Below are 24363 nucleotides of genomic sequence, written 5' to 3' on the forward strand. Positions count from 1 at the left end.
GGTCCGTCAGCGCGCGCCGCGGTCGAAGTCGACGTTCTCGAACTCGGGCGGGCGCTTGCCCTCGGTCGCGTAGACGTACAGCGCGGTCTTGGCGATGGCACCGAGCGCCGTCGAGAGGAGCGCGGCCCCGAGGATGACGACGGCGGCGATCCCGGCAGCGGCGAAGAAGCCAGCGCCGCCACTGAACCCGCCGAGTCCGATGAAGACGACGGCGGCGATGAGCAGTCCGACCAGCACGAACAGGATCGATACCAGGCCGACACCGAAGTTGGCACCGGCGGTCTCGCCCCAGGTGTTCTTGAACGTCTGACCGCTCCGTTTGAACATCTCCAGCGGCCCGACGTCCTCGAAGACGATCACCGGGATGATGAAGTAGGTGATGATCGACCAGGCGACGCTGACGACCAGCGCGACGATGCTGCTGACGATGCTGTCGTCGCTCTCGATGGCCCGGAGCAGCATCCCCACGGTCGCCGAGATGACCGCCCAGACGAACAGCGGCGTCTTGTGTCTCCAGGCGGCCTGCAGTCCGGACTTGACAGAGGGCTCACGCCCCTCGAAACTCTCGCGGGCGCTGTACACCAGTCCGGCGTTGAAAAACGAGGCGATGAAGGCCGTCCCCAGGTAGAACGCGAAGAGGACGACGAACGCCATCGTTCCCTCGAACAGGTTCAGCACGTACGATCCACCGAACAGCAGGGCGATGAACAACAACCCTGCGATCCCACTGATCACCGGAAAGAGGGTCAGTTCCGGCTGCTTGCGGAGGACGCGGAGGCTGTCCATCGACAGGTTCCAGCCCATCTTCAGGCGGCTAAATATCCCCATACCACTCATTTCATCGAGAAATCATATATCTGTTTTGGGTTCGCGCGTGGTGGATGTTCGACCGCTGTCGCGACTGTCGCGACTCCACACGCCAGCATCGCGGCCGGGCCGGGTCGCGGCAGCGGCGTGGTCTCACGATGACGGATCGTTCCGGGAGCGTCCGACGGGCCGTGGCGAAGGCTTGAACGCGTTGATTCTTCGGTCTTGGCGGCGCTACGGTCGTCAGAGATTCGAGCGAAGTGGGCCTGAGTTCGTGAATCGGGAGTGGGAAGCCACCCCGCAGTCTCGGATTCGGTTCCACCCCGCCTGACCTACTCACGACGGACGCGGGCGTCTCAAACGGGCAGAAATTCGGGGACCGGCACCGGACCGGACGAACAACTTCGACGAGGACGGGACCACGGACCGTTGTCTCGAGGGTGTAAATACCATTCAAACATAAATATTATTCGAAAAGACATGAGTAAACGAATTGCAAACGAATATGTTGGACGCATGGAATATGAAAGTCCACTATCGGGAATCGAATTGACAGACGGCAGGATGTTGCTCGTACTGACGCTGGCCGGAGGGGCAATTCTTCTGTTCAGTGCGTTGCAGAGCCCCGCCGTCGGTCAGTTCTGGGCCGGCGTGGGCACGCAGTGTGACTCCATCGAGTGTGCCGCAGCGGTGGGCGCGGCAGGAGGTATCCAGTCAGGCGTTTGGGGCGGTGCTGTCGGATCGGTCGTCGGTCCGGCTGGCTCGGCGACCGGGTTCGCCGCTGGTGTCGCTACTGGTACCGCAGTCTCGATGTGATCAAAGAACACCGTTTTTTGCGGGGAGAACCGGAGATCCGCCGGGCGTCTCGGGACTGTCTGTAGGAACGATGTCCCGTCGTGGAGGGTAACCGCTCGAGGTCGTCGTGACGACTTCACAGTGTCGGCGTTCGATGAACACGCGTCCGAACCGGGGACCGATCCGTCGGGCAGGTGCATGGAGATCACAGCGAGAGAGTCACGAACCACTCGATGAAAATAGAGACGAGGACGAGAGAGATTGAAATCGACGTCAAGACGCCAAAGTCGACCAGATACACCCGTTCGTAGAGTGTGTCGCGCCACCCGAACAGATAGGTGAGAAGCATCTCGGGCAGTTTGAACCCTGCAGCGCCAGCCAGGAGGTATCCCGGTATCTCGAGTATCGAGTGTGGGACGACCAGGACGAGCACTCGAGTCAAGGGAATCGACTCCGTACTCGCGTTCAGGATGGTCCCGCCGAGGAGTCCGTTCATAAAGAGGACAGCGGTCGTTAGGCTGCCGAAAACGAAGCCCCCACCGACGAGCATGAGCGTGACGAGCAGGTTATTTACGAACAGGTTGGACAGTTCGAGGTCGGGTATGGCGAATTGCCCCGTGGAGCCCGCAGGACGGGGCCCAAACGCGTCCAGGGCGACACTGATGCCACCGAGAACGAATCCGGAGAAGAATATCACCGCCGCGAGCCCGATGTGCCGGCGACTCCGCCGAACGGAGTGTGCGATAGGTGCCAGTGCGTATCGATACACGCTCACAGATGATTGCGTAATTTGGGACTGCCAACCAGGGTGGCCGCTACCAGTCCGAGGCCGAACGCGAACGACGGAGCCGCAAACCCGAGAGATTGAGAGAATGCGATTATCACGGCAGTCGGCAGAGCGAGGACGATGCTCGCGGCGAGAACGAACCGCCGATCTGGATTCGCAACCGTACTCGTGTACCAAACGATCCCGCCCAGGGTGAGTCCCCATATCAAGCCAAGGCCAGCCAGTTGCATTCTCGACGAGCCACTCAGCCTCGACCAACTCAAGCCAACGAGCGCGACCCCGGACGTGATGAGCGTCAGAAACAGTGCGAAAGGCAACAGATTGCGGTCGCCTGATTCGACCCCCGTCGCTGACTGAGGCATGTTTCATTCAATGATACAATTGTATAAATGGTTTTGGTCGAAAAATAGGACTGGCCACCGGATCGGGCGACGGTGTGCAGAGAGATATTCCACTGCTTTTGAGCAGACACTACTCGACTGTCGTACGTCACAGTAACGGGCGGATGGTCCAGAGCACGGAGACGACAAACGGTATCGAGATCGTGTAGACGGACGCTCGCGGCGACAGACCCCGGGCCTGTTTGACCGCGAAGACCCAAAGGAACGCCTGCCAGGTGACGATGGCCACACCGATGGTCGTTAGTACCAGTTGCATCGTCGGTGGGACCGATCGAATCGAGTCAATTACAGCTGTCCTGGACACCTCGTCGACTCCCCCGACTCGCTGATAGGTTATCAGTAGCGAACAGACACCCCCGACGATGGTTGGAACGAACGACCACCCGACGAGACGCATGAGGTCGCGGAAACCACCCGCTCCACCGAACCAGCGCGAGACGAAATAAAGTACACTGGAGTACATGAACCAGAAGAATACGATCGTGAACACGCTTATTATCGTATTTACGATCGTACTGACGACGAGGATGAGCGATACTGACGGGGATGTGGCTGTAAGCAGTTTGGAGAGAACGACTAGATTGTTGCTGCCGACAGCGATGCCAGACAGAACCACCACGAGGGCTGGCCAGATGCGGAGTTTGTTCGCCTCCACCCGGTCTTCGAAGAACCGGTCGGGGTTCAGGAAGAGAGTGTTGTACTTCATTTATTATTTCATTTCTTAATCCAATTTCAAAAACCTGTTGTTGAAAGATACTTCTGCGGCGGCTGACTCGAACGAGTCGGCGAGACGCTCAGTTTCAACCCTGGATTGCGTCGACCGGGCGCTCGTTTGCGGCCTTCCAAGCGGGATACAGACCGCTCACGATGCTGGTACCGATCCCGAAGGCTGCGCCGAGGGTGCGATTCCAGGCGACGTACGGTGCCAGCATCGCTGTCGCGTCGTCGAGAGCGACGAACGCGATGGTCGTCCCGATTCCGAAACTCAGGACGACGCCGATGAGACTCCCACCGATACCCAACAGGAGTGCCTCGGCGAGCACGATCCGGAGGACATGTCGTTTCTGGTAGCCAACGGCTCTGAGAACACCGATCTCCTCGCGGCGTTCGATGGTACTCATCAACATTACGTTGAGGATGCTCACGCCGGCGACCACCAGCGAGATGGCGCCGAGTCCCATCAAAAACGCGTTCAGGAATCCGAAGAACTGGTCGATCCGCTCGGTGAACGACGACAGCGCCTGTACGTCGACGACGCGGTTTCGGCGGGTGTTGAGGGAGGCGTTGATTTCAGTGGCGGTCTCGTTGGCTTGGGCACTGGAGTCTGCGATCACGACCACCTGGGAGTACTCGTTGTGATTTTCCCGAGGGAGGATGACGGCGTTTTGCGGCGAGATCGGGCTGAAGGCACTCCCGCTGCCTTTCACCAGCGCCCGAACTCGATACGACGTGCCGTTGACCGTGATGGTGTTCCCGGGTTCGAGATCGAGTTTCCGCCCGAGTTCGGTTCCGACGAGCGCACCGCCGCGAAGTGGTTCGGGGATCTGTCCGTCCGCCGCTTCGTAGCTCGGCGGTGGATCGCCGAAGTAGTGGACCTGTACCCGCTTCGTTTCGGTGCCGAAGGTTCCTTCCCGAACGGCGCTGGCGACTGGGACGACCACGCTATCCCGGGCGACGCGCTCGATGTCGGTCAGCTGTCGCGCCGAGAGAGAACGCGTGTCGGTCCCCTCCGCCGGCGTGACGACGACCTGGTTCCCGATGTCGCCGAGACTCCGTGTCGCCTGATCGCGAAGCGTCGCCCCGAGGATGCCCAGCGACGCGACGGCGACGACACCGATGACGATCGTGACGGCCGCCAAAAGTGCCCGAACCTTGGTCCGCGAGAGGTTCCGCCACGCGATCTGGACCGACGGCAGAAAGCGTCTCACGGTGGAATCACCGGCCCACGACCGGCCCCGATGCCACGCCTACGATCGTCCACTGTTCCGCCGCCGACGACGGCAGTATGGGGCTCACGACCGATCACGGCTGTTGCGCCACCCGACGAAGAGTACCCCTCCGACTCCAAGCAGGACGACGACCCCGAGTGCGGCCGGAAGAAGCCACCCCTCGTCCGACCCCGTAGTGCCGGCGGAGACGTTCGTCTCGCCGCCCTCGTAGGGAACGTGGACGGTCCGCGTGTGCCGGTCCCCGTCGACGAGGTAACTGACTTCGAGCGGGATGGACGAGACGGGGCCGTCCACGCGTGCGTAGACGTCGAAGGAGACGAAGTCGCTCTCCGGGACGGTCCCGACGAAGTACTCCCGGGTCGGTGCCGCCGGACTCACCCGTGGCGTGTCTTTCACGCCGACGATGACGCTGTTTGCCGTTGTCAGCCCCACGTTGCTCGCGCTCCCGGTGATCTTGATCCGGCCGTCTTCCGCCGTCGTGTCGGTCCCGGTCAGTTCGATCTGCCCGGGCGTCGACTCGACGACGACCCGGTCGCTGACGGCGTCGTGGCGGTCGCCGACGTCGTAGCTGACCTGTACCCGCACCGACGCCCGTTCACCCGCGAGCGAGACGTTCAGGCGAGTCTCCCGCGAGGCGTCCGGCGGAATCGGGTCGAGCAACTGACGGGGGATCGACGCGTTCCGCGAAACGCCCCGGAGCGTGACGTTCGCCAGTCGTGCGTTGCCCCGGTTGATGAGCCGGACAGCGACCGTCGACTCCGCCCCACGTTCCCGCGTCGCTTCCACGACGACGTCGTTACGCAGCGGTTCGACTGACACTGGAACCGTCGTCTCGACGTGCCTGACTTCGCCGTTTCCGACGACGTACTGCAACCGGGCACGAACGTCGTACGCTCCCGACTCCGAAGGGCGATAGCGGACCTGCCGGGTGATCGACTCCCCGCTGTCGAGACCAGAGAGAACGACCCGACCGTCGACGAGAGAGAGAGCGGTTTCTGTCAGCGAGAGCTCCAGATTCCGAGCGCGGGACTGGAGGCCGTTCGCGATCGTGACGTGACCGTGTCCGGTCGTCCCGGTGACCGTCTCGTTGAGGCTGACGTCGAGCAGTGGGTGCTGATCGCTCACACGGACGACGACCGGCCGCTGGACGTGTACCGAACTGCCGTTCGCAGCCTCCCCGTAGAGATGGATTCGGAGACGCTTCAATCCAGTTTCGTCGAAGGATGCTGTCAGCGGAACCGTCAAGGACGACCCCGACCCAAGCGTGCCGAGGTCAGTGGCCTCGGCGACCTCCCTGTACGCCCCCTCGCTCCGGCGGACGACGACACGCTCGATGTCGACGGACGTTGCGCTCCCCACGGGGTTTTCGATCGTCGATCGAATCGTGACGGTATCGCCCGGAACTGGACTCTCCGGCGTGGTCGAAACCGAGGTGATCGAGACGTTCGCCGACGAAGCCGTCCCGACAGGCACCTGCGATACGAACCCGATGGCGAATACCACGACGAGCAGTACGCGCGTTCGGGCCACTTCGATCACTCTGGGCTGGATCGCTGCTGTCTGTAGAACCAGCGAGACCGAGTCACCGACCGGTACGGATTCGGCACCCACCCAACCCGGAACGCGTTTGTTCGTTGCATTTCCTATTTCAATTAATTGTATCTTATGCAAAATCACTTCTGTATGTCACGAAACGCGCCGACACGGCGAAACAGGGACGACAGGTCGTGCTTCGACATGTCACTCTCCCCCCAGTGTTGCCGCTCGCTTTTCGAGGCGCTTCGCGCCTCACAACCCTCGCTCACCTCCCACTCCCTGATTCAAATCCCAGGACGTCGTTTTGCCACTCACGAGTTGTTCGTGGCAAGAGCGCCAGGACTGGGATTTGAACCCAGAGGAAGACGGTCGCGCTCGTCATACCCGCGCGCTGTGACTTCCAGGGCTTCAAATCCACTATCGGTCGTGACTCGCGTGAGTGAGCGACGCCTCACTGGCGGTCGGCGTCGCTCACGGGTTGCTCGTCACAGACACGCCAGGACTGGGATTTGAACCCAGAATCCCTAACGGGAACACGCTTTCCAGGCGTGCGCCTTACCAGATTCGGCCATCCTGGCTCACGTGAGCCTATCGCCGTTCCGCGTTTAACGGTTTCCCTTTCGGGCGTCCGCGGGGACGCCGAACTGGTAGAGATAGCTCACCCCGGTCGCGCCGACCACGACGGCGGCGGCCACCGCGAACTTCACCAGCCAAGCCACCCGCTCGGTACTCACGAGTTCGTACCCCTGCAACAGGACCAGGAAGCCGAGTCCGCCGACGAGTCCCCACAACAGGCTCGACTTGACGCGTGGGTCCATCAGGTCGTGGCGACGGCTTCGATCTCGACGCCGACGCCTTTCGGGAGGTTGGCCACCTCGACGGCACTGCGGGCCGGGGGTTCGTCGTCGAAGTAGGTGGCGTAGGTGTCGTTCATCGCCTCGAAGTCGTCGATGTCGGCCAGGTAGACGGTGACTTTCAGCACGTCGTCCATGCCGGCCCCGGCCTCGTCGAGGATGGCGGCGAGGTTGTCCAGCGCTTGCTCGGTCTGGTCGGCGATGTGGGCGTCGTCGAGCAGGTCGCCGTCCGGCGTGAGGGGGATCTGCCCGGCGGTGAACACCAGCGAGTCGGTGGTGGTGGCCTGACTGTAAGCCCCGACCGCCGCGGGCGCGTCGTCGGTGCTGACGGTGCGTTTCATACCGTCACCCGGGGTCGGCGCGGACTTAAATGCCGACGGTGGAGAGCCCTGCCGGCACCCGCCCGCTTTTTCGGCTGGCCCATGAGGTCCTAGCCATGACCGACGGCGTCGAACCCCCGGAACTCACGGCCGACCGTATCCTGACCCTGGACGACGACCGCTTCACGACCGACAGCGTGGCGCTGGTGACCGGTGCTGGCTCGGGCATCGGCCGCGCGACCGCCGTGGCGCTGGCAGAGAACGGCCTCGCCGTCGCGGCCACAGACCTAGACGAAGAGGGACTGGCGGGCACGACCGAGACGGCCGAGGAGATGGACACCGGCGGTGAGATCCACGAGATCGTGGGCGATCTGACCGACGACGATGCCGTCCGGCGGATCGTCGACGAGGCCGCCGAGATCGGGGACCTGCGGTACGTCGCGAACATCGCGGGCCTCCAGCACATCTCGCCGTTGCCGGAGTTCCCGATGGAGAAGTACGACCTGATGCACGACGTGATGCTCCGGGCGCCGTTCCTGATCGCCAAACTCGCCGTGCCACACATCCGCAACACCGACGATGGGGTGGGCGCTATCGGCAACATGTGTTCGATCCACGGTCACACGGCGACCCAGGACAAGGCGGGCTACATCACCTCCAAGTTCGGTCTGCGCGGGCTAACCAAGTCCATCGCGGCCGAAGGTGACGGCACCCTGCGCGCGTTCACCGTCTCGACGGGGTACGTGAAGACGCCGCTGGTGACCGACCAGATCCCCGACACGGCCGAAGAGCGCGGCGTCACCGAGCAGGAAGTCGTCGAGGACGTGATGCTCGGGAAGTCACAGGTCAAAGAGATGATGGAACCCGTCGACGTGGCGAACCTCTTCACGCTCGGGTTCTCGAAGTACGGCCAGCACCTCGACGGCGAGGACCTCACCTGGGACGGCGGCCACCTGTCGACATACGAATAGATTTACGTCGGGCGACCGCCGAGCCATCGGTATGAGCGACGAGGCGAACGTCGCGATCGCGTGCCAGGGCGGGGGTAGTCACACCGCGTTCACCGCCGGTGTGCTGGGAGAATTGCTCCCAGCTGTCGACGATCGTGGCGACCGGTTGGTGGGCCTCAGCGGCACCTCCGGCGGCGCGTTCGCGGCGCTGGCCGGCTGGTACGGCCACCTCGCCGCCGACACGACCGCGCCGGTGGTCCTGTCCGATCTCTGGGACGAACTGGCGGCATCCGGCCCTGCCGACAGGGCGACCAACGACACGCTGGTCTGGACCACTCGACTCGAAAACATGGGCGTCCCGTTCCCGGAGGTCAGCCCGCACCAGCACCCGTTCACCGACTGGGGACGGGCCCGGCTCCGACGGACGCTCGAATCGGTCGTCGACTTCGACGCACTCCCGGGGCTGGCCACCGCCGCGGCCCCGGAACTGGTCGTCGGCACGGTCGATATCGAGGGCGGAACGTTCGAGACGTTCGCCAACGGCGACGTGACGCCCGAGGCGGTGCTGGCGTCGGCGGCGGTTCCCCAGCTGTTTCCGGCCGTCGAGATCGACGGTGACGAGCACTGGGACGGCCTGTTCTCGCAGAACCCGCCGATCCGGGACCTCTACCACGTGCCGCCGGCCCGCAAACCCGACGAACTGTGGGTCGTCCAGGTCAACCCCCAGATCCGGGACGGGGAGCCGACCTCGATGCGGGAGATCGCCGACCGCCGCAACGAACTCGCGGGCAACCTCTCGCTGAATCAGGAGCTCCACACGGTCGAGCAGATCAACGAGTTCGTCGCCGAGGGGTACCTGCCCGACGAGGAGTTCCGTCACACCGAGGTCCGCCGGATCGGCTTCGGCGGCGACCTGGGCTACGCCTCGAAACTCGACCGGAGCCCGGAGTTCGTCGACGACCTGGTCGAGGCCGGGCGCGAGCGAGCCACGGCGTTTCTCGACGGGCTCTGAGGGACCTACAGCAGAACCTCCGTCTCGTAGCCCGCGTCTTCGAGGGCGTCCAGCACGGTCTCGACGTGGTCGTGCCCCCGCGTCTCCAGGTCGAGTTCGACCTCGGCGTCGTTCATCGCCACGTCCCGTGACGTGCGGTCGTGGCGGATGGCGTAGATGTTCGCCCGGTGCCGCGAGAGGATGTTCGTCAACTCCTCCAGCGTGCCGGGTCGATCCTTCAGAACGGTTCGGAGTCGCAGGTAGCGACCGGTCTTGACCAGCCCGCGGAGGATCACCGTCGTGAGCGTGTTGAGGTCGATGTTCCCGCCACAGAGCGCCGGGACGATCACCTCGTCGTCGTCGTACGCGAACCGCTCTTCGAGGATGGCCGCCAGCGGCACTGCACCCGCCCCCTCGACGAGCGTCTTCGAGCGCTCCAGCAGTGTGGTCAGGGCGACGGCGATCTCCTCGTCGCTGACCGTCACGACCTCGTCGACGCGTTCCCGGATGATCGGGAACGTCTCGTCGCCGATCCGCCGGGTCGCGATGCCGTCGGCGATGGTGTTGACGCTGTCGCGCTCGACGATCTCCCCTTTGGCGAGCGACGCGGCGGCGCTCGAGGCCCCCTCGGCCTGCACCCCGATCACGCGCACGTCCGGGTTTCGGCCCTTGAGGGCGGTAGCGATCCCACTGATGAGTCCGCCGCCGCCGATGGGGACGACGACCGTCTCCACCGCGGGGCAGTCCTCGAGTATTTCGAGGCCGATGGTTCCCTGTCCGGCCATCACCATCGGGTCGTCGAAGGCCTCGACGTACGTGCGGCCCTCCTCGTGTTCGATCTCGTGGGCGTGGTCGGCGGCCTCGTTGTAGTCCTCGCCGTGGAGGACGACCTCGGCCCCGTAACTCCGGGTGGCCTTGACCTTCGAGACCGGTGCGGGTTCGGGCATGACGATCTTCGCGTCGACGCCGGCCTTCGTGGCCGCCAGTGCGACCCCCTGGGCGTGGTTGCCGGCGCTGGCCGTCACGACGCCGGCCGCTCGCTCGTCGTCCGACAGCGTGGCGATGCGGTTGGTCGCACCACGGATCTTGAACGCGCCCGTCCGCTGGAACGTCTCCAGTTTCAGGTGGACCGCCGCACCGGTCATCGCGGAGAAGCTGTGGGAGTACTCTATCGGCGTGTGCCTGGCGGTCTGGGCGACCCGCTCCCTGGCGGCCTCCACGTCGGCGAGTTCGAGCATAGCCGGTCTTTCTACTACGTGGAGTTAGGTATTTCCCGACTGGCGACCGCCCGCGCCGTCCGGCGGTCGAGGAAAACGGAGTGGAGCGTGTGACTGCGTTTCTACACGCACCCCCGAGACACTTAAACCCCGCGGACATTCCGACACCCCGAAACCGGCACACAGCGCCCGTATATGACCTGTGTCAGACGGGTAGCTGACGGGCGTCAAATTATATAAATGGTTAGAGCAGTGACCGGAGCGAGCGGGTGCGGACCCCACACTGCTCGCGGAACTCGCAGGGGGAACACTTCGCGTCGTTGTCGACCCGGGCAGGCGGGCCGTCGACGGCGTCGGCCGTCCGGACGGCCCTCCGGTAGGCGGCCTTCCGGCGGGTCGTCAGCGGCACGGTCCGGACGACGCCGTAGGCCGGGTACTCCGCGTAGGCGCGCTCGACGGCGGTCTCGCGTTCCCAGGACAGGGCCTTCGCCGCCGCGACCAGCCGCACGGTCTGGGGCTCCCAGACCCCTTCGTCGGGCGGCCGACCGGCGAAGACGAGCGAGGGAGCCAGCGGGTCTTCGAGGACCTTGTGCGCGACGCCGCGACACTCCCGGCCTTCGAGCGTGCGCTCTTGGATGGGCGGGTCGGCCAGTGCGTCCCAGGCGTCGAGGCGGGCTTTCGCGCGACCGAGCCGGGACCGGAACTGCGTCGGCGAGACCTCGATGGGGGCGGCCAGCAGGTCGGCGTCCGAATCGAGCAGGCGCTCGTACTCGAAGGCCAGGCTCCGGCAGGCGGCCACCTCGTCGGGCACGTCCGGCGGGCCGGCGCGGCGGCGGTAGTACAGCTTTCGCGGGCAGTACGCGGCCGTCTCCACGTCCCGGAACGTGTGCATGGACAGGGGTGGTTCCGGACTGGTACTTCAACCTTCGTCCGGCGACTCGGCGACCCGTGTCTGGAGCAACCGGGCCGTGACGACGACCACGACGCCGAGGAGGACGCCCTTCGCGGCGCTGCGGACGGGTGTCGACGGGACCACGGAGAGCGCGATCGCAGCCCAGACTGGCACCACGAACGCCAGTATCACGAGGAACCGACCGCCGAGTCCGATTCCACGGAACCAGTCGCCGACCCGCGCGCCGACCGGCGAGGCCGCGAGCGGCCCCCATGCGATCACACAGCCGAGGAAGCCGGCGAGGAGCCACGGCCAGTCGATCGGTTCTTCGGCGTAGAAGTCGTACGCCACGTCCAGCAACACGACCGCAGCGATCGCGATCTCCGGTCTGCCCGGCCGTTCGTCCGGGAACCAGTTCGAGGGCGCGAGGGCAGACATTTGCGCGGACGTTCAGCCGCCCGAAAGATGAGTGCTGTGCCGGACGGTGCGGTCGCGGTCCGGACACCACAAGCATCCGGCGGCCCTTGGCCACCGGTTCCCGGGATTCGCGCCGTCGGCGCGAATCCCGTGTTTTTCCCCACGTTTTTGCGACAGTGAGGGAGCGAAGCTCCCTCATACCATGCGAACGGGAGGCTTCGCCGCCCGTGAGCAGACGGGGGGTTCGCCAGTGGCGAACCCTGCAGTAAAAAGTGGGTTCTCTAGAATTTAGTGTCCGTCTCGATGTCCTCGGCGGCTTCTTCGAGCCCGCTCTCCTGGGCGGCTTCGGTCAGCTGGATCGAGAGGGCGGCGTCGGGGATGGCGTCCTCGAACTGGCTCTGGAAGCGGCCGCTGACGCGCCGGATGGCCTCCTGAGCGCTCGCGGCCGCCAGCGCGCGCTCGACGGTCTCGGGGTCGGCATCGAGCGTGTCGGCCAGCGCGGCCGTGTCGGGGTCGTCCGCGTCCGCGCGGGCGTCCCGGAGGTCGGACAACGCGAAGGGGAACGCGGTGTCCTCGTCGTCGAGCAGGTGGAGGTCCATGCGGGCGCGGAAGACCTCGTCGGAGGTCTCGTCGAGGGGTTCGGCGATGGCGGCGTCGTCCGCGCCGTCGTAGAACCCGCGGACGACTGTCACGAGGGCGTCGTCGTCGAGGTCGGTCGCGAAGTCGTAGCGCTCGCGCATGGTCGCGACGACGGCCGCGATGCGGTCGGCGACGGCGGCCTCGTCGGCGTCGGCGAGCGACCCCGGCCCCTCCTCCTGGCGTTCGGTCACCGTCTCCTCGTCGGTGACCTCGACGAAGATATCCCGGAGTTCCTCGGTTTTCTCGTCCATCGTCACTGGTCGATGGACGCGCGGACAAAAAGGTATTGCCGGCCATATCCGGGAGTGGTTCGCCGCGGGCCACGGATGGCGAGAAATCGTCGACGGGTTGTGTACCGTGGGTATGCTGGCGCTTGGCAAGACTTAAGCGCGTAACTTCCACACAAGCACAACATGGTACTACCGTTGCAGGCGGGTGACACCGTCACGCGCCCGACGATGTGGCAGATCAGCCACATCGGTGAGGTCGTCTTCTATTACTTGGCGGCGCTGACGATCGCAGTACTCATTTGGGGTGTGTACCGGCGGTTCGATCGGTACGCACAGGGTGACGAGGACTGGTTCGAGCGCATGGACGACCTCGGCGGGCGGATCCGCGAGGCGACCAAGATCGTCTTCACGAACGAGAAACAGTTCGACCGTGACCTCTACGGCGGGCTGATGCACTCCTTTATTCTCTGGGGCTTTCTGACCCTGCTCATCGGGACGACGATCCTGGCCATCGACATGGACGTCCTGGAGAAGGGCGGGAAGCTCCTGACGGGTCAGAGCTTCTCCATCTTCAACGGGGACTTCTACCTCTCTTACTCCCTCGTGATGGACTTCATGGGCCTGCTGTTCGTCGTCGGGATCGGCATGGCGCTGTATCGGCGCTACGTCGTCCGGAACGAACGGCTCTGGGGCCCCAACTCCAGTCTGGAGGACCACCTGTTCATCTGGTCGCTGTTCCTGCTCGGCGTCGGCGGGTTCGTCACCGAGGCGATCCGGATTCTTGGCACCAGCGCCACCCGTGACGTGTCCTTCGAGACCGTCAGTTTCGTCGGCTGGTTCCTCAAGGACGTGTTCGCAGCCGCCGGGATGACCCCCGCGATGGCGACGGCCGCCTACCCGCTCGCCTGGTGGTCCCACGCCATCATCGCGTTCGTCTTCATCGCGGCGATCCCCTACGCCAAGCCGTTCCACATGATCTCGTCGTTCGCCAACGTCGTCACGCGCGACGAGAAAGCCGGCAAGCGTCTGCCCGGCATCCCCGCCGATCTGGACGCCGACACGGGCGCTGAATCCATGGATTCGTTCTCCTGGAAGGAGATCCTCGACCAGGACGCCTGTACGAAGTGTGGTCGCTGTACCTCGGTCTGTCCGGCCAACGCCTCCGGCCGCAACCTCTCGCCGCGGGACGTGATCCTCGACCTGAAGAACTACCGCGAACACGTCGACAAGGGCGGTGACGAGAAAGACATCGTCGCCGATTCGGACGACGCGGTGATCCAGGCCGAGACGATGGAGTCCTGTATGGCCTGCATGGCCTGCATGGACGCCTGCCCGGTCGAGATCGAGCACCTCAAGACGTTCACCCGGCTGAACCGTCAGCTCACCGACGAGGGCGAGATCCAGCCCAGCCTGCAGGACGTGTTCCAGAACGTCATGCAGAAGGGCAACACCTTCGGTAACAGCCAGCGGTCTCGTGGCGACTGGACCGAGGATCTGGAATTCGACGTGGCCGACGCCCGCGAGGAGGACGTCGAGTTCCTCTGGTACGTCGGCGACTACCCGTCCTTCGACGACCGGAACAAGCAGGTCGCCAAGTCCCTGGCGAAACTGTTCCAGGAGGCCGACGTGGACTTCGGCATCCTCTACGACGACGAGGTCTACGACGCCAACGACATCCGTCGCGTGGGCGAGGAGTTCCTGTTCGTCGAGCAGGCCGCGACGATGGTCGAGAACTTCCAGGACGTCCACTTCGAGAAGATCGTCTGTACCGACCCCCACTCGTTCAACACGTTCAAAAACGAGTATCCGGAGGTCGACTTCGCGGAGTTCGCCGACGACCCGATGATGGACTTCGACATCGAGGACGACGAGTGGGACCCCGACGCGGGCATCTACCACTGGACCCAGGCCGTCGAGGAACTCGTCGACCGCGGGAAACTCGGCCTGCGCGGGAACGAACTCGACTACACCGTCACGTACCACGACCCGTGTCACCTGGGTCGGTACAACGACGAGTACGCGGCGCCGCGTGACCTGATCCGCGCGACGGGCTGTGACCTCCACGAGATGCCGCGCAACCGCGACGACTCGTTCTGTTGCGGTGGCGGTGGCGGTGGCCTCTGGATGGAGATCGAAGAAGAGGAGAAACCCAGCGAGGAACGCCTCCGGGAAGCGCTGGAAGATACGGAGGCCGGCAACGCCGTCGAGAAGTTCGTCGTCGCCTGCCCGATGTGCATGACGATGTACGAGGACGGCCGGAAGACCGGCGACTTCGAGGACGACATCGAGATCGTCGACGTGGCCGAACTGCTCGTCGAAGCCGTCGAACACGACGGCGTCAGTGCCGGCGCGACCGCCGGCGGCGAGTCCGCGCCCGCCGACGACTAGCGGACTCACGTTTCCGTCGAGGACGGTCGACGTCACGGGACCGCGAGATCGTATTCGAGACGGGGGGTGCGCTGCCGACGACTCACCGCGTGAAACGCTCGTGGGTATTTTACTAGCATGTTCTGAAGTACAGCCCGAATGTCAGGGCAGCAGAACGATTCCGGACAGGGAACACAGCAGCACGGCGGGCAGAACCAACCGAGAGCGGGAGCGGGCAACGGGGCCAGTCCGTCACGCACCCAGCAGGCGTCGGTCCCGCTGCTGGACGGTGAGGAGGTACTGATCGACGCGCGACCGGCGTGGTCGGCGTACAGCATCCACCTGCTGGTCGCGGTCCTCGTGTTCGTCGGCGGGCTCGCGGCCGGCGACGAGGCCGTGATCGCCGGGTTCCTCGTCGCAGGCCTCATCGGCGGGTACGTCTTCTACCAGCGCCGGAAAGTCAGGTACGTCGTCACCGATCGGCGGATGATGAAGCTCACGGGCATCTCCTCGAAGGCGTCCAACGAGGCGTGGATGCTCGACGTGCGCGGCCTCCAGACCGGCGCGTCGCTGATCGAGCGCCTGCTCGGGCACGGCCACATCGTCGTCTCGACGGACATCCTCTCCTCGGGCTTCGGCCGGTTCCAGGGCATGACGTTCGGCGGCATCAGTAACTACGAGGAGGTCGCCGCGGTCATCCGCGAACGGCAGAACGAACAGAAGATGTAGTCACCCCGACTCGACGCGAACCCATCCCTCCCCGGAGACGGTGATCCGACAGTCACAGAAGGTGAACCGCGTCGAGAGCGCGGAGAGGTCCCGGTGCGTCCGGTCGAATCCGGGGTCGAACAGGCTGTTGAGGGCCTTGGCGTCGAGTTCGTCGTCGAGGACGTGATCGAAGTCGTCGACGGCCGTCTCGGTCGCGGTGGCCACGGCACTGACGACGGCGACGGCGGGCATGTCCTCGGCCTCGGGATCGAATTCGAGACGGATCGTCGACTCGTCGGTCACGGCCGCGCTCCACGGTCGGGGTCTGGGTTCGCGAGCAGGTCGTCGAGAGGGACTGCCATCGGCAGTGTCCGGAGGTCGGCGAGTTCGGCGCGCCGGCCGTCCCAGTGGACCAGTCCGACGGCGTTGAGTTTTGGAAGGTGAACGTGGACGAGCGCCGAGAGGGCGCGCTGTATCCCGTCGTCCCGTCCCCGTGTGTTCGGTGCCAGCGTCCGGGCTAGCTCCGAGGTGGTGACTGGGCCGCCGGCCGCCCGGAGATGGCGGAGCAACCGGCGGCGCTGTGGGTCCGCGAGTGCGGCGAACACCGCAGTCCGCCGTCCGGAGTCGTCTCTCGAGTGCGGTGGTTCCGTGGGAAGCATAGCCTCGGTACGCCGCAGGCGGCAATCAGTCGACTGCATGAGGCGTCAGGGCGTATTAGTTGGTCTCCGGGCGTGTCACGAGATGGCACGGTCGGGAACCGTCATCGCGGGCTGTCGAGCAGGATTCGCTCGAGGACAGTCGCGATGCCGCGGCGGAGTCGCTCGGAGACGGCCTGTTCGGAGACGCCGAGGTCGGCGGCGATGGCCGCGAGCGTGACGCTCCGTGGGATGTCGAAGTAACCGCGCTGGGTGGCTTCGACCAGCGTCTCGTACTGGACGTCGGTCAGTCCGAACGGGTTGCCGGTGCCGGGCGTCTCGGCGGTGGCGACGCGCTCGAGCGTGTAGTCGATATCGTTGTCGTGGCAGAACGCGGTGAACTCGCCGAGGCCAACGTGATCCTCGAATCGGACGCGGACGCCCCACTCGGCCTCGCCGGTGACACGGAGGACAGAGGCGTTCGCCGCGGCGAGGCCGGCGGCGAACTCCTCGACGGGGGCGGCCCACTCGACGCGAAAGCGGGCGCTGTCGACCGCCCGGTCGAGCGTCTGGACCGACTCGACGCTGGGGTCGGCCGCCAGTCGTCCCTCGATGCCGTCGAGATCGTCCCCGTGGCCCCGGACGTAGGGCATGACGCGTTTCGCGATCGGGACGACCCGTTCGAGTTCGATCTGTAGCGCCGGCTGATCGGCGATCAGCCGACCGAGTGCGAACGCGTCCGCCGCGATGGTGAACTCGGCGATGACGCTCATATCGCCACTTCGGCGGCGAAGGCAAAGTCGTTCGTTGGTGGTCGAGTGGACTGTCTCGCCGGCAGAACTGCAGGTAAAACCGTATTTCGCTCGACGGTGAACGTCGAGGTGCATGGCCGAACCGACGGACGGTCCGGATCGGACGGACACGCGGACGGGGGATCGACGGGGTGGATCGCGACCGAAACGCATCGTAGTCGCGGTCGGGCTGACCGTCTTCGCCGCCATCTGCAGCGGCCTGTTGCTCGTGCCGTCGCTGTTCCTGCCCGTGACGGTCGCGACGGTCGCCCTCACGCTCGGGCTCGCCGAGCTGGGCTTCGGTATCGCCGCGCTGACGTTCGTCCAGGCGACCGGCCGTGGCGTCGGCTACGTGGGGCTGGCGGTGCCGGACCGCGGTCGACTGGTGGCGTCCGTCCTCGGTGGCGGCGTCGCGCTGTTCACCGTCCGGTCGGTCGCACTGCTGGCCGCTCTCCAGCTGGGCGGTCCCCTGCTCCCGAGCCGAGTCACGGAGGTGCCGATCGATCCCCAGGCGCTCGTGCTCGCGATGATCCCGCTGTCGCTGTTCGTCGTCGCACCCTGTGAGGAGGCGCTGTTTCGAGGCGTCGTCCAGCAGTATCTCGGGGAGGTGATGTCGAGTGCCGGTGCGATCCTCGGTGCGGGCGTCCTCTTCGCGGTCCTGCATCTCCCCTCGTATCTGACCTACTCGACGGGCTGGGTGGTCGTGATGGTCACCATCGTATTCGTCGTCGGCCTCGGCTTCGGCTACAGCTACGAGCGGACTGGCTCCATCTGGGTGCCCGTCGGGTTGCACGGCCTCTACAACGCCCTGATCATGGCCAGCGGGTACCTGCTGCTAGAGTTCGGTGTGGTGACCCGCTGAAACAGTGCGTTTTTGCCGATACCGGTGATACGCTCGGGCATGAACCTCACACACCGGCCCCGCCGGCTCCGGCGGGACGGTATCCGCTCGCTCGTCAGCGAGGTCGACCTCTCGGCGAGCGACCTGATCGCCCCCGTATTCGTCGACGCGACGACCGACGACCGCGAGCCGATCCCCTCGATGCCGGGCCACGAGCGCGTGCCCGTCGACGAGGCCGTCGCCCGCGTCGAGGAGATCCGCGACACCGGCGTCGAGGCGGTCGTCGTCTTCGGCATCCCCGAGTCGAAAGACGCCCGGGGCTCCCGGGCCTGGGCCGCAGACGGCGTCGTCCAGCGCGCCGTCCGGGCGATCACCGACGAGACCGACGCCTACGTCATCACCGACGTGTGCATGTGCGAGTACACCGACCACGGGCACTGTGGTGTCGTGGAGGAGAACGCGGCCGAAGATCCCACGCTCACGGTGAAAAACGACGAGACGCTCGATCTGCTGACGAAGACGGCGGTCTCCCACGCGGAGGCTGGCGCGGACATGGTCGCGCCCTCCTCGATGACCGACGGGATGGTCGGCGCGATCCGCGAGGGACTGGACGGTGCGGGCTACCCGGACGTGCCGCTCATGAGCTACGCGGCCAAGTACGAGAGCGCGTTCTACGGCCCGTTCCGGGACGCCGCCGACGGGGCACCAGCCTTCGGCGACCGCCGCCACTATCAGATGGACCCCGCGAACGCCCGGGAGGCCACACGCGAGGTCGAGTTGGACGTGAAACAGGGGGCAGACGTGCTGATGGTCAAGCCCGCCCTGCCCTATCTGGACGTGGTGAGCGCGGTCCGCCGGGAGTTCGACCACCCCGTCGCGGCCTACAACGTCTCCGGGGAGTACGCCATGCTCCACGCCGCCGCCGAGAAGGGCTGGCTCGACCTCGAAGCCGTCGCCCACGAGTCGCTGTTGTCGATCAAGCGGGCCGGTGCCGACCTCATTCTGACCTACTTCGCCGAGGACGTGGCCCAGGAGTTGTGACAGACCGGCGTTGCACGGCCGCCGGTTTCGGTCGGTTTCTGAGCCGGAAAGAGTCGGCCAGCCTTCAAGTCTCGGGCGACCGAACCGGCGGCCGTGCAACGCCGTCCGCCCCTCGTCGCCCTGGTCGCCCTCTCGGCCGCGCTGGCGTTCGCCGTCGGTGCGACCGCCGTCACCGGTCTGGATCCACCAAGCGTCACGAGCGGCCCGGGGAACACGACCGATGCGAGCGCGAACGCGACCAGCGGTGGCGGCCCCGGAGGGAGTGATCCCGGTGGCGTCGGGCTGCTCGGCCCCGTCGGTGGGATCTACGGCGTCGTCGCGGGGCTACTCCCCGCCGTGAGCCCCCCGTTCTTGCTGGTCGTCACCGCGCTGGTCGTCGCCGGTCTCGCGCTGGCCGGACTGCGACGCTACGGGAGCGAGTCCGACGAGCCCGCGGAGCCGGAGGTGCGAGTCGACCCCGAAACCGGCGACGACGGCGGGACCGATGCGGGCCCACTGGTCCCGGACGCCGCCCCGGACAACGAGGTGTACCGCGCCTGGCGAGCCATGGTGCGGGAACTCGACGTGCCCTGCGGCGAGGCCACTACGCCCCGGGAGTTCGCCCGCGAGGCGATCCGGGCCGGCGCGGCCACCGAGCCTGTCGAGCGGCTGACCGACCTGTTCGACCGGGTGCGCTACGGCGCGGCGGAGCCGACCGAGGACCGCGAGGAACGCGCTCGCGACGCGCTCGCAGCGCTCGACAACGGGGGTGAGGACTGATGCGCCGGGTCCTGCTCGCTGTCGGGTTCGCGTCCACGGCCGCCGGGGCGGTGCTGGTGTTCACGCCGCTGTCGGTCGGCGGGAGCGGACTGGCGGTGGCCGTCCTCGTCGGCTCGGCGCTGTTGGCGGGCGGCGTCGGCGGGCTGGCCGCACTCGACCGCTCGTCGACGACGGTCGCTGGCGGGTCGCTCCCGGACCCCACCGACAGGGGGCGGCCGGTGCCCGGCGACGATATCGACCGGCAGTTGGCAGCCCTCTCGACGCGGGAGGCGGACGAACGGGCGCGGTTGCGGGCACGGATCGAGACCGTCGCCGTCGGCGTCCTCGCCGACCGATTCGACTGCTCGCGGGCGGAAGCGCGCGAGCAGCTGACGGCGGGCGACTGGACGGACGACGACGCCGCACTGGCCTTCTTCGAGGAACGGCCGCCCTCGCGTCGGGACCGGGTGCGGACCGTGTTGCGCGGCGAGCCGACGTTCTCGCGGCGAGCTCGTGCCGCGCTGGCGACACTGCGGGAGGTGAACGGGTGAGCGGGACGGTCCAGCGGACCGGGCGGTGGCGCGGGCTGAGCGCCGCGGCACTGCTCGTCGGCGCGCTCGGGCTCCTCACCTGGACACCGGCACTGCTCCCCGTCGCCGCACTGGCGGTCGCACTGCTGGCCTACGGACGCGTGGTCGCGCCGCCGGCCGGGACGCTCGCGCTCACTCGGTCGGTCGACGACCCCGACCCCGACCCCGGCGACGAGGTGACGGTCCGGCTCACGGTCGAGAACGTCGGCGACCGGACGATTCCGGAGTGTCGGCTGGTCGACGGCGTGCCGCCCGCACTCCGGGTCGTCGACGGCGCGCCGAGTCTCGGGACGAGCCTGCGACCCGGCGGAACGGCCACGCTGTCCTACACGGTCGAGGCCGCCTCGGGCATCCACGAGTTCCAGCCGGCGACGGTCCTCCTCCGGGACGCCGCGGGCGTGATCGAGCGGCGGGTCGAGGTCGCCGCCGACGACGCGACGGAGCTCGGTGAACCGCCGCGGCTCGACGACGGCCAGCGGCTCCCGCTCCGGGCCGCGAACGCCCGCTTCGCCGGCCGACGGACCGTCGACGGCTCCGGAGACGGGCTAACCTTCCGGACGATCCGGGAGTACCGGCGGGGTGATCCGCTGAGCCGGATCGACTGGCAGCGGCGAGCCCGGGCGGGCGAGCTGGCGACGGTCGAGTTCCACCCCGAACGGTCGCTTCCGGTCGTCCTCGTGATCGACACTCGCCCCGTCGCCGCGGTGGCACCGAGCCCGGAGGGCGAAACCGCGGTCGAGCGGTCGCTGTCGGCGGCTGCCGCGCTGTTCGGCGGGCTCTCGGCCGACGACCACCGCGTCGGCGTCGCGACGCTCGGCCCCGAGAGAGCGTGGCTCGCGCCCGGTCGCGGGCGCGCACACGAGCAGCGCGCACGGGAACTGTTCTCAAATTCGGTCGAGCGCGGGGGAGACGACGGGGCCGGCGGCGCGGCGAGCGATGCGACCGACGCCGGTCGCGGGTGGCTCCGCGAACGGCTCCCCGGGACCGCCGAGGTGATCGTGCTCACGCCGGCGGTCGACGACGCCGTCGTTGGGTTGATCGAGGGCGTCGCCGCCCTGGGAACGCCGGTCAGTGTCGTCAGTCCGGACCCCACGGCCGAGAACACGGCGGGCCGGACGCTCGCGCGGTTCGAGCGCCGGGACCGACTCGCGGACGTTCGCGCCAGCGGCGTCCCCGTCGTCGACGTGGGGCCGAGCGAGGGGGTCGAACGGGCGCTGGCGACTGCGGGGTGGTCGCGGTGAAACCCGGTCGGCTCGCCGCCGGGTACGCCACGGGCGCGGCCGTCGTGGGGTTCGTCCTCGCGGGCGTCGGGGCGCTCGCCACCGTGCTGGGAGGACTCGGGCTGCTGGGAGTCACCGTCGGATCGGTCCGGGGTCGGGCGACCCTCGTCACCGTCGGGAGCCTCGGGCAGTTCGGCGCGGTCGTGACCGGCGGCGTGACGGGGGCCGGCGCTCCACAGCTGGTTGGTGCCGGCGCGGCCGTCGTCGTGGCCTGGACGGTCGGGCGGACGGCCACCGAACTCCGGGCCACGCTCGACGAGACGGCCGCCACTCACCGGCTGGAGACGACCCACGCGGCCGGAACCACCGCCATCGCGCTGGCAGCGGCCGGAATCGCTGTCGCACCGACGGTCGTCTCCGTCGAGGCCACACCGGTCGGCGTCGGCCTCCTGCTCGTCGGCAGCATCTGTCTGACGGCCGCGCTCGCGCTCGCACCGGACGAGTCCATGTGATTCTCTCTGACGGGGTGCGTGCCGGAACTGTCCGAACGGTCGATCAGCGGCAAAAATTCGAAAAGATGCACCAGTTAGAACGATGACCGAAACGAACCAGTACCAAATAGTCGACTGAGACAACGTGTCGTTAGTTTGTGGGCGCGCACCGGCTACGAAGGGGAAATCCGATGGGACACCGGTTGACGAACGTCCGGAAATATCGCGTACAAGTGCCCAACGACTGGACGGAATACAACCTTATATCGATAATAGTCTCTTGTAATTCCAACGTTCGTCTACCCAAGAGTTGAAAATTGCCCGATGTTCAAGCTAACCCTTATGTAGTGGGATTCCATGACCTTCTCTCGTGAAATACCAAACGAGCATAGCGGGTTTCGGTGAAAAGTTAGACAAACACGCGGGTAATCGCGCCATTCGTGTGACGGGGGTGTCGGCCTGATGGATCCGATCCTGTTGCAGGCCACCGTGGGCGACGTGGTCGGTGCGTTGAACTTCACGTGGATCCTGATGGTGTCGTTCCTGATCTTCTTCATGCACGCCGGCTTCGCTATGCTGGAGGCGGGCCAGGTACGCTCGAAGAACGTCGCCAACCAGCTGACGAAGAACCTGCTGACCTGGTCGGTCGGGGTGATGGCGTTCTTCCTGATCGGTGCGGGAGTCAGTAGTCTCGTCGGTGGGTCCGGGTTCGCCTGGACCGCCGGCGCCGATCCGGGTTCCTGGGCCAGCAGCTGGCTGTACGGGGCCGTCTTCGCCATGACGGCGGCGACGATCGTCTCCGGGGCGGTGGCCGGTCGCGCGAAGCTCCGTGCGTACGTGACCTACACGTTCCTGCTGGCGGCGATCATCTACCCCGTCGTCACCGGCATCACCTGGTCCGGAGCGTACTTCTCACAGTACCTCGGGACGACCTTCCAGGACTTCGCGGGCGGTATGATCGTCCACGGCATGGGCGGCATCGCCGGCCTCACGGCCGCGTGGGTGCTCGGCCCACGGATCGACCGGTACAACAGTGACGGCAGCGTCAACGTCATTCCCGGTCACTCGCTGACGTTCGCCGTGCTCGGGACGCTGATCCTGGCCTTCGGTTGGTTCGGGTTCAACGTGGGGACGGCCGCGATCTTCGTCGAGAACGACGCCGGGAACATGGTGTTCAACGGTGCCGTCCTCGGTCGCGTCGCGCTGACGACGACCCTGGCGATGGCGATGGGCGCGATCGGCGCTGGCGGTGTCGCACTCGCCAAGACGGGCAAAGTCGACACGCTGTACGTCGCGAACGGTCTGCTGGCCGGCCTCGTCGGGATCACGGCGATCCCCAACGTCGCCAGCTGGTGGGGCGCGATCGTGGTCGGCGGCCTCGCCGGCGCGCAGCTCCCCATCGTCTTCGGTTTCGTCGAGAAGACGCTCAAGATCGACGACGTGTGTGCGGTCTTCCCGGTCCACGGGAGCGCCGGTGTCCTCGGGACGCTCGCGTACCCGTTCGTCGCGGCCGGTGGCTTCGCCGGTGTGAACGCGATTATCACGCAGGTCGCGGGCGTGCTGGCGATCACGGTCTGGACGGTCCTCGCGACCGCCATAGTCTTCGGCGTGCTGAAGGCCACGGGCCAGGCACGCGTCTCCGAGACCCACGAGCGCGAAGGACTGGACATCGCGGAACACGGCGTCGAGTCCTACCCCGAGTTCTCGCTGGGTGACGACGCGACGATGACGGACGGCGGACAGACGTACGAGACCGACGGCGGTCGCGAACCCAACGACGGTGACGACAAATGAGTGACGAACCCAACGACGGCAGTATCAAGATGGTGATCGCGTTCATCCGACCCGGCAAGCTGTCGGATGTAAAGAAAGGGCTCGCCGAGGTCGGTGCGCCCTCGCTGACAGTGACGAACGTCCGCGGCCGCGGGAGCCAGCCGGTCAAGAAGGGCCAGTGGCGCGGTGAGGAGTACGTCGTCGACCTCCACGAGAAGGTCAAACTGGAGACGGTCGTCGCCGACGTCCCCGCCGACGACGTCGTCGACGCGATTCAGGACGCCGCACACACCGGCGAACCTGGGGACGGCAAGATCTTCGTCGTCGACGTCGACGACGCCGTCCAGATCCGGACCGACAAACGTGGTCGTGACGCGGTCTGA

The 24363-nt window shown here is 66.3% G+C and carries 26 protein-coding genes and 1 tRNA gene; 12 read left to right on the forward strand and 15 right to left on the reverse strand.

What is annotated here, in order from left to right:
* Positions 1–6 precede the first annotated feature (6 nt).
* The 8 genes from EAF64_RS06125 to EAF64_RS06160 all read right to left on the reverse strand — a co-directional run bounded on the left by EAF64_RS06125 (position 7) and on the right by EAF64_RS06160 (position 7470).
* Complete coding sequence (locus EAF64_RS06125) at positions 7–828, reverse strand: DUF6159 family protein (protein WP_129068101.1); 822 nt, start codon at positions 826–828, stop codon at positions 7–9.
* Between the two features lie 979 nt (positions 829–1807).
* The gene (locus tag EAF64_RS20835; RefSeq protein WP_193767589.1) at positions 1808–2377 is read right to left on the reverse strand and encodes a stage II sporulation protein M; all 570 of its coding nucleotides are present in this window, start codon (positions 2375–2377) and stop codon (positions 1808–1810) included.
* Between the two features lie 501 nt (positions 2378–2878).
* Positions 2879–3496 carry a Yip1 family protein gene (locus tag EAF64_RS06135; protein WP_129068103.1) on the reverse strand — a complete coding sequence of 206 codons (618 nt, stop codon included), beginning with the start codon at positions 3494–3496 and terminating at the stop codon, positions 2879–2881.
* Positions 3497–3590: 94 nt separating this feature from the next.
* A complete protein-coding gene (locus EAF64_RS06140; protein WP_129068104.1) occupies positions 3591–4718 on the reverse strand; it encodes an ABC transporter permease in 1128 nt (375 codons plus the stop codon).
* 84 nt (positions 4719–4802) lie between these two features.
* A complete protein-coding gene (locus tag EAF64_RS06145) occupies positions 4803–6098 on the reverse strand; it encodes a hypothetical protein (RefSeq protein WP_129068105.1) in 1296 nt (431 codons plus the stop codon).
* Positions 6099–6769: 671 nt separating this feature from the next.
* A tRNA-Ser gene (locus EAF64_RS06150) sits at positions 6770–6853 on the reverse strand.
* 27 nt (positions 6854–6880) lie between these two features.
* Entirely contained in the window at positions 6881–7093 is a 213-nt protein-coding gene (locus EAF64_RS06155; RefSeq protein WP_129068106.1) for a hypothetical protein, read from the reverse strand.
* Complete coding sequence (locus EAF64_RS06160; RefSeq protein WP_129068107.1) at positions 7093–7470, reverse strand: Rid family detoxifying hydrolase; 378 nt, start codon at positions 7468–7470, stop codon at positions 7093–7095. The genes EAF64_RS06155 and EAF64_RS06160 overlap by 1 nt, the downstream gene beginning before the upstream one ends.
* A 95-nt stretch (positions 7471–7565) precedes the next feature.
* Between EAF64_RS06160 and EAF64_RS06165 the strand changes: the two genes are divergently transcribed.
* Together EAF64_RS06165 and EAF64_RS06170 are read left to right on the forward strand one after the other, a co-directional pair.
* Entirely contained in the window at positions 7566–8420 is an 855-nt protein-coding gene (locus EAF64_RS06165) for an SDR family NAD(P)-dependent oxidoreductase (RefSeq protein WP_129068108.1), read from the forward strand.
* A 31-nt stretch (positions 8421–8451) separates the two neighbouring features.
* Positions 8452–9411 (forward strand): patatin-like phospholipase family protein, encoded by a 960-nt coding sequence (locus tag EAF64_RS06170; protein WP_129068109.1) that lies wholly within the window; start codon positions 8452–8454, stop codon positions 9409–9411.
* A 5-nt stretch (positions 9412–9416) separates the two neighbouring features.
* On the opposite strand, the gene ilvA is transcribed toward EAF64_RS06170, so the two are convergent.
* The 4 genes from ilvA to EAF64_RS06190 form a co-directional block, all read right to left on the reverse strand.
* A complete protein-coding gene (ilvA, locus tag EAF64_RS06175) occupies positions 9417–10628 on the reverse strand; it encodes a threonine ammonia-lyase (RefSeq protein ID WP_129068110.1) in 1212 nt (403 codons plus the stop codon).
* Between the two features lie 223 nt (positions 10629–10851).
* Complete coding sequence (locus EAF64_RS06180) at positions 10852–11499, reverse strand: CRISPR-associated protein Cas4 (RefSeq protein ID WP_129068111.1); 648 nt, start codon at positions 11497–11499, stop codon at positions 10852–10854.
* A gap of 27 nt (positions 11500–11526) precedes the next feature.
* The gene (locus tag EAF64_RS06185) at positions 11527–11937 is read right to left on the reverse strand and encodes a hypothetical protein (protein WP_129068112.1); all 411 of its coding nucleotides are present in this window, start codon (positions 11935–11937) and stop codon (positions 11527–11529) included.
* Between the two features lie 260 nt (positions 11938–12197).
* Positions 12198–12806 carry a conditioned medium-induced protein 4 gene (locus tag EAF64_RS06190; protein WP_129068113.1) on the reverse strand — a complete coding sequence of 203 codons (609 nt, stop codon included), beginning with the start codon at positions 12804–12806 and terminating at the stop codon, positions 12198–12200.
* Between the two features lie 162 nt (positions 12807–12968).
* Between EAF64_RS06190 and EAF64_RS06195 the strand changes: the two genes are divergently transcribed.
* Both EAF64_RS06195 and EAF64_RS06200 read left to right on the forward strand, forming a co-directional pair.
* Positions 12969–15173, forward strand: coding sequence for a heterodisulfide reductase-related iron-sulfur binding cluster (locus EAF64_RS06195; protein WP_129068114.1), 2205 nt, complete (start codon positions 12969–12971; stop codon positions 15171–15173).
* Positions 15174–15311: 138 nt separating this feature from the next.
* A complete protein-coding gene (locus tag EAF64_RS06200) occupies positions 15312–15881 on the forward strand; it encodes a PH domain-containing protein (RefSeq protein WP_227738894.1) in 570 nt (189 codons plus the stop codon).
* Here the strand turns inward: EAF64_RS06200 and EAF64_RS06205 are convergent, their stop codons facing one another.
* From EAF64_RS06205 to EAF64_RS06215, 3 genes are all read right to left on the reverse strand, one after another.
* A complete protein-coding gene (locus tag EAF64_RS06205) occupies positions 15882–16163 on the reverse strand; it encodes a HalOD1 output domain-containing protein (protein WP_129068115.1) in 282 nt (93 codons plus the stop codon). It lies immediately after the preceding gene.
* The gene (locus tag EAF64_RS06210; RefSeq protein WP_193767590.1) at positions 16160–16465 is read right to left on the reverse strand and encodes a DUF7344 domain-containing protein; all 306 of its coding nucleotides are present in this window, start codon (positions 16463–16465) and stop codon (positions 16160–16162) included. Before EAF64_RS06210 ends, EAF64_RS06205 begins: the two co-directional genes overlap by 4 nt.
* Positions 16466–16620: 155 nt before the next feature.
* Positions 16621–17268: a helix-turn-helix domain-containing protein gene (locus EAF64_RS06215; protein WP_193767591.1), complete on the reverse strand. Its 648-nt coding sequence runs from the start codon at positions 17266–17268 to the stop codon at positions 16621–16623.
* Between the two features lie 112 nt (positions 17269–17380).
* Between EAF64_RS06215 and EAF64_RS06220 the strand changes: the two genes are divergently transcribed.
* The 8 genes from EAF64_RS06220 to EAF64_RS20850 all read left to right on the forward strand — a co-directional run bounded on the left by EAF64_RS06220 (position 17381) and on the right by EAF64_RS20850 (position 24363).
* A complete protein-coding gene (locus tag EAF64_RS06220; RefSeq protein WP_129068118.1) occupies positions 17381–18148 on the forward strand; it encodes a CPBP family intramembrane glutamic endopeptidase in 768 nt (255 codons plus the stop codon).
* A 39-nt stretch (positions 18149–18187) separates the two neighbouring features.
* Positions 18188–19168, forward strand: a complete 981-nt coding sequence (gene hemB, locus EAF64_RS06225) for a porphobilinogen synthase (RefSeq protein WP_129068119.1) — start codon at positions 18188–18190, stop codon at positions 19166–19168.
* Between the two features lie 93 nt (positions 19169–19261).
* Positions 19262–19927 carry a DUF4129 domain-containing protein gene (locus EAF64_RS06230; RefSeq protein ID WP_129068120.1) on the forward strand — a complete coding sequence of 222 codons (666 nt, stop codon included), beginning with the start codon at positions 19262–19264 and terminating at the stop codon, positions 19925–19927.
* Entirely contained in the window at positions 19927–20457 is a 531-nt protein-coding gene (locus tag EAF64_RS20840; protein ID WP_193767592.1) for a DUF7269 family protein, read from the forward strand. The genes EAF64_RS06230 and EAF64_RS20840 overlap by 1 nt, the downstream gene beginning before the upstream one ends.
* Entirely contained in the window at positions 20454–21737 is a 1284-nt protein-coding gene (locus EAF64_RS06235) for a DUF58 domain-containing protein (RefSeq protein WP_193767593.1), read from the forward strand. Before EAF64_RS20840 ends, EAF64_RS06235 begins: the two co-directional genes overlap by 4 nt.
* Entirely contained in the window at positions 21734–22228 is a 495-nt protein-coding gene (locus EAF64_RS20845) for a DUF7519 family protein (RefSeq protein ID WP_193767594.1), read from the forward strand. The genes EAF64_RS06235 and EAF64_RS20845 overlap by 4 nt, the downstream gene beginning before the upstream one ends.
* Before the next feature lie 441 nt (positions 22229–22669).
* Positions 22670–24001: an ammonium transporter gene (locus tag EAF64_RS06245; RefSeq protein WP_193767595.1), complete on the forward strand. Its 1332-nt coding sequence runs from the start codon at positions 22670–22672 to the stop codon at positions 23999–24001.
* The gene (locus tag EAF64_RS20850; protein WP_193767596.1) at positions 23998–24363 is read left to right on the forward strand and encodes a P-II family nitrogen regulator; all 366 of its coding nucleotides are present in this window, start codon (positions 23998–24000) and stop codon (positions 24361–24363) included. The genes EAF64_RS06245 and EAF64_RS20850 overlap by 4 nt, the downstream gene beginning before the upstream one ends.

The sequence above is a fragment of the Halorientalis pallida genome (assembly GCF_004118325.1).
GTDB classification, from domain to species: Archaea; Halobacteriota; Halobacteria; order Halobacteriales; family Haloarculaceae; genus Halorientalis; species Halorientalis pallida.

Excerpts from the sequence above, each read along its gene's own strand:
- EAF64_RS06220 (WP_129068118.1), top strand. The coding sequence starts at position 17,381 with ATGGCCGAACCGACGGACGGTCCGGATCGGACGGACACGCGGACGGGG.
- EAF64_RS06125 (WP_129068101.1), bottom strand. The coding sequence starts at position 828 with ATGGGGATATTTAGCCGCCTGAAGATGGGCTGGAACCTGTCGATGGAC.
- EAF64_RS06215 (WP_193767591.1), bottom strand. The coding sequence starts at position 17,268 with ATGAGCGTCATCGCCGAGTTCACCATCGCGGCGGACGCGTTCGCACTC.
- EAF64_RS20850 (WP_193767596.1), top strand. The coding sequence starts at position 23,998 with ATGAGTGACGAACCCAACGACGGCAGTATCAAGATGGTGATCGCGTTC.
- EAF64_RS06170 (WP_129068109.1), top strand. The coding sequence starts at position 8,452 with ATGAGCGACGAGGCGAACGTCGCGATCGCGTGCCAGGGCGGGGGTAGT.
- EAF64_RS06200 (WP_227738894.1), top strand. The coding sequence starts at position 15,312 with ATGTCAGGGCAGCAGAACGATTCCGGACAGGGAACACAGCAGCACGGC.
- EAF64_RS06245 (WP_193767595.1), top strand. The coding sequence starts at position 22,670 with ATGGATCCGATCCTGTTGCAGGCCACCGTGGGCGACGTGGTCGGTGCG.
- EAF64_RS06180 (WP_129068111.1), bottom strand. The coding sequence starts at position 11,499 with ATGCACACGTTCCGGGACGTGGAGACGGCCGCGTACTGCCCGCGAAAG.
- EAF64_RS20840 (WP_193767592.1), top strand. The coding sequence starts at position 19,927 with ATGCGCCGGGTCCTGCTCGCTGTCGGGTTCGCGTCCACGGCCGCCGGG.
- EAF64_RS06165 (WP_129068108.1), top strand. The coding sequence starts at position 7,566 with ATGACCGACGGCGTCGAACCCCCGGAACTCACGGCCGACCGTATCCTG.
- ilvA (WP_129068110.1), bottom strand. The coding sequence starts at position 10,628 with ATGCTCGAACTCGCCGACGTGGAGGCCGCCAGGGAGCGGGTCGCCCAG.
- EAF64_RS06195 (WP_129068114.1), top strand. The coding sequence starts at position 12,969 with ATGGTACTACCGTTGCAGGCGGGTGACACCGTCACGCGCCCGACGATG.
- EAF64_RS06160 (WP_129068107.1), bottom strand. The coding sequence starts at position 7,470 with ATGAAACGCACCGTCAGCACCGACGACGCGCCCGCGGCGGTCGGGGCT.
- EAF64_RS06190 (WP_129068113.1), bottom strand. The coding sequence starts at position 12,806 with ATGGACGAGAAAACCGAGGAACTCCGGGATATCTTCGTCGAGGTCACC.
- hemB (WP_129068119.1), top strand. The coding sequence starts at position 18,188 with ATGAACCTCACACACCGGCCCCGCCGGCTCCGGCGGGACGGTATCCGC.
- EAF64_RS06135 (WP_129068103.1), bottom strand. The coding sequence starts at position 3,496 with ATGAAGTACAACACTCTCTTCCTGAACCCCGACCGGTTCTTCGAAGAC.
- EAF64_RS06155 (WP_129068106.1), bottom strand. The coding sequence starts at position 7,093 with ATGGACCCACGCGTCAAGTCGAGCCTGTTGTGGGGACTCGTCGGCGGA.
- EAF64_RS06185 (WP_129068112.1), bottom strand. The coding sequence starts at position 11,937 with ATGTCTGCCCTCGCGCCCTCGAACTGGTTCCCGGACGAACGGCCGGGC.